General features: G+C 69.6%; 3 protein-coding genes and 1 pseudogene. All 4 read right to left on the reverse strand.

Translation table 11 applies throughout. The annotated features are described in order from the left end of the window. A pseudogene (locus tag AOK15_RS46220) lies at positions 1–212 on the reverse strand (hypothetical protein); the annotation flags it as partial. A gap of 5 nt (positions 213–217) precedes the next feature. Further along, on the reverse strand, positions 218–676 hold the full coding sequence (locus AOK15_RS33655; RefSeq protein ID WP_055522107.1) for a hypothetical protein: 459 nt from the start codon (positions 674–676) through the stop codon (positions 218–220). Next, positions 673–1599, reverse strand: coding sequence for a hypothetical protein (locus AOK15_RS33660; protein WP_055522108.1), 927 nt, complete (start codon positions 1597–1599; stop codon positions 673–675). Before AOK15_RS33660 ends, AOK15_RS33655 begins: the two co-directional genes overlap by 4 nt. Before the next feature lie 292 nt (positions 1600–1891). After that, on the reverse strand, positions 1892–2266 hold the full coding sequence (locus AOK15_RS33665; RefSeq protein WP_055522109.1) for a hypothetical protein: 375 nt from the start codon (positions 2264–2266) through the stop codon (positions 1892–1894). Positions 2267–2891 lie beyond the last annotated feature (625 nt).

The following is a 2891-nucleotide window of genomic DNA, read 5'->3' on the forward strand; positions in this document are numbered from 1 at the left end:
CCAGAGCCCACTCCGGGTTCCTCTCCAGAGCCCTGCCCGGGTCCCTCTCCGGGTTCCTCTCTACGGCTTTCTCCGGCTTTCCCTGCGGGCTCCTCGTGGCCGCCCTGCGCGAGAGCCTCCTCGTTCCCCTCTTCGTCGCCCCTCTGGCCGCCCTCCTGGTCGCCCCCCTGGTCGTCCTCCTCGACGGCCTCGCCGTCCGGCTGGTCCGTCATGGTGCTCACTGCCCGGCTTTCTGCTCGGCCCGGGCCATGCACTGCCCTTCGGCGTCCTTGTCGATCTCGCTGTCGGCGGGCAGGGCGAACTCGCCGGTCTGCGGGTCGGGGTCGCCGTACCCGTCGTGCCCCTTGTCCCGCATGCAGGAGACGAAGTCCCGCAGCAGCCCCAACTCCCATGCCGTGACGGGGACCTTCACCCCGTCCGGTGCGGCGTCGCGGCACTCGCGGTAGGCGCGTCCGAGCGCCGCCGGGTCCACGCCGTCCTCCTCGACGGTCGTCCCGGACATCTCGACGCCATGTGCGGCCAGGCAGTCCTTGTACGCTCCGGCCCCGCGCTCGGCGCTGCCCGCGGAGCCCTTCGCCTCGCCGGGACCGTCGGTGCCGCCGTCGTCCGAGCAGGCGCCCAGGACGGTCATCAGCACGAGCGCCGCCGCGGCCGCACCGGCCCGCGCCGTCCTCACTCGGCCCCTCCGATGACGTCCGCCGCGTTCTTGACCAGTGCCTTCTTCGTGGCGAGGACGTCCGCGAAGTGCTCGGCCTTCTCATCGATGTAGGCGCGCTGGTACGCCTCCGCCACCGCGTACCAGATGCCCACGGTGTTGAGCCGCTGCTTGCAGGCGACGTCCGCCGTGGCCACGGAGACGGCGGCCTTGGTGTCGGCGCCCGAGACCCACTCGGGGTCGTTCGCGGCGTCCATCGGGGTGGCGTAGGTGAAGCCCTTCTTCTTCAAGCAGGCGGACCACTTCTCGAATGCCTCGGTCACCCGGCTGTCCCGCTGGACCTTGCCGTACAGGGTGTAGAACTCGTTGCCGACCTTGAGCGCGTCGATGCCCTTCACGCCGCCCTCGTCCAGCCTCTTGTCCACCTCGGCGGCGCAGCCGCCCTTGCCGAGCCGGCGTCCGGAGGTGTCGGTGACGTTCTTCGCCGAGCCGTTGTAGACGGAGCGTTCCGCGTCCGTCGGCTCGTAGGAGCCGCTCGTCTTCCGCTGTCCGTCGCCGTCGCCGCGGGGGTCGGCGTAGCCGTGTTCGCGGGCGGCGTCGGCGTCGATGATCGTGAAGTAGCGGGTCGGGTCGACGGTGAGGTCGGGGAGGTCGCGGGTCGCGTCCTTGTCCGAGATCCAGTTCATCCCGAAGCGCTCCATGCAGCGCCGCGAGAGCACGGCACCGGCCTGGGTGTAGGCGCGCAGGTCATCGCCGCTGAAGACGTACTGCTCCATGGGCAGGGCCGGGAGGTCCGCCGAGCTCCTCACCGTGGGGATCGTCCTGATCTCCGGCGGCTCGTCGTCACCGCCCCCACCGTCCGAGCAGGCGGCGAGGCCCCATAACGCCACTGCCGCCGCGACGATCCCCCTGACGATCCCCCTGACACCGGTCCGTGCCCGCATCGCTCTCCCCTACGTTCGTACGCTGGTGCGTCCGCGCATCCGTGATGCCGCGTGTGTCGCGCCGTTCTCCGTGTACCGCCTCCGGGTGCCGCGCATGGCGCGCTGTTCCCGCGTACGGCGTGCGCCGCGCTGTTCCCCGTGGGTGGTGCACCGTGCTGTTCCCGTGTACGGCGTGTGCCGTGCTGTTCCCCGTGGGTGGTGCACATGCGAACGCGATGCCGGGAGACGGGACCGAACCCCGCTCCCGGCACCGCCGGGCCGATCCGTCCGCCGGAAGCGACGGACCGATCCGTCAGGAGTATCTGGCCGAGCTGACCTGGTCGTTCAGGACGCCGTAGCCCGACGTCGACACGTAGTAGGGCAGCGAGGCGCCGCCCTGGCCCGCGTGCTCGTACACCTTGATCGCGCAGTTGGCGAAGCCGCGGTGCGACGACGCCTGGTCGTTCCAGGCACTGCTGAATCCGGACGTGAAGTCCGAGTCACTCGTCGTGGCGGTGCAGGACGTGGTACCGCCGGCGGTGACCGTGTAGGTGGAACCGCCGTAATTGGCGTGCAGATAGAAGATACCAACGACCGTGTCGGCCTGTGCGGGTGCCGCGGTGACGAGACCCGCACCGGTCAGGGCCGCCGCGCCGAGCAGCCCGGCAGCCACCTTTCGCATGATCATGGATGAGCCTTCCCTGAGAGGTTACTGCGCGGATATGCGCAGGGCCGTGCAGGAAGGAGAAGATGTGCGGCAGAACGCGTCCCGAAGACGCTCTCCCCCCGAAGAACAGGGACCGCCATGAGCAAGTCCGGACCTTATGCCCCCCTGGCGTCCCAGAAGGAAGCTAACCACGCGCCCCGTACGGCGAGCGACCGCAACTCGGCCATATTGAAGGGGAGTTGACGGGCCCGGTGATCCCTCGGCCGACGATCCGTCAGCCGAACCGTTCACCCCGGCCGCCCCACACGGTCACGATCACCATTCCACTTTCAGCCCCACGCCCCCTAATCGACCTTTCCCGTTTCAACAGATTTCGGATAAGGGCTGCAAGGGCGTCCAAGTCCCGCACGGATCCACGATTTTCCGCGCACCGGAACGGCGAACTCGCCACCCCCGAGAATATGGATCAAGTGAAGAAGATCCATCTCCAGGGCCCCCTTCCATAAAGCCCGCGAGGAGCTGGGAACTCGCACGAGCAACCCGCCCCGACTCCGCTGTCGCCCCGAATGCACTCCGGGACCGCCCCCGGCCCGCTCTCGCCATCCCCGCCACTCCGCGCCGCCGCGCCCGGTCCCCCGGCGCGGAG

The organism is Streptomyces ossamyceticus (assembly GCF_001418475.1).
In the GTDB taxonomy this organism is placed as follows: domain Bacteria; phylum Actinomycetota; class Actinomycetes; order Streptomycetales; family Streptomycetaceae; genus Streptomyces; species Streptomyces ossamyceticus.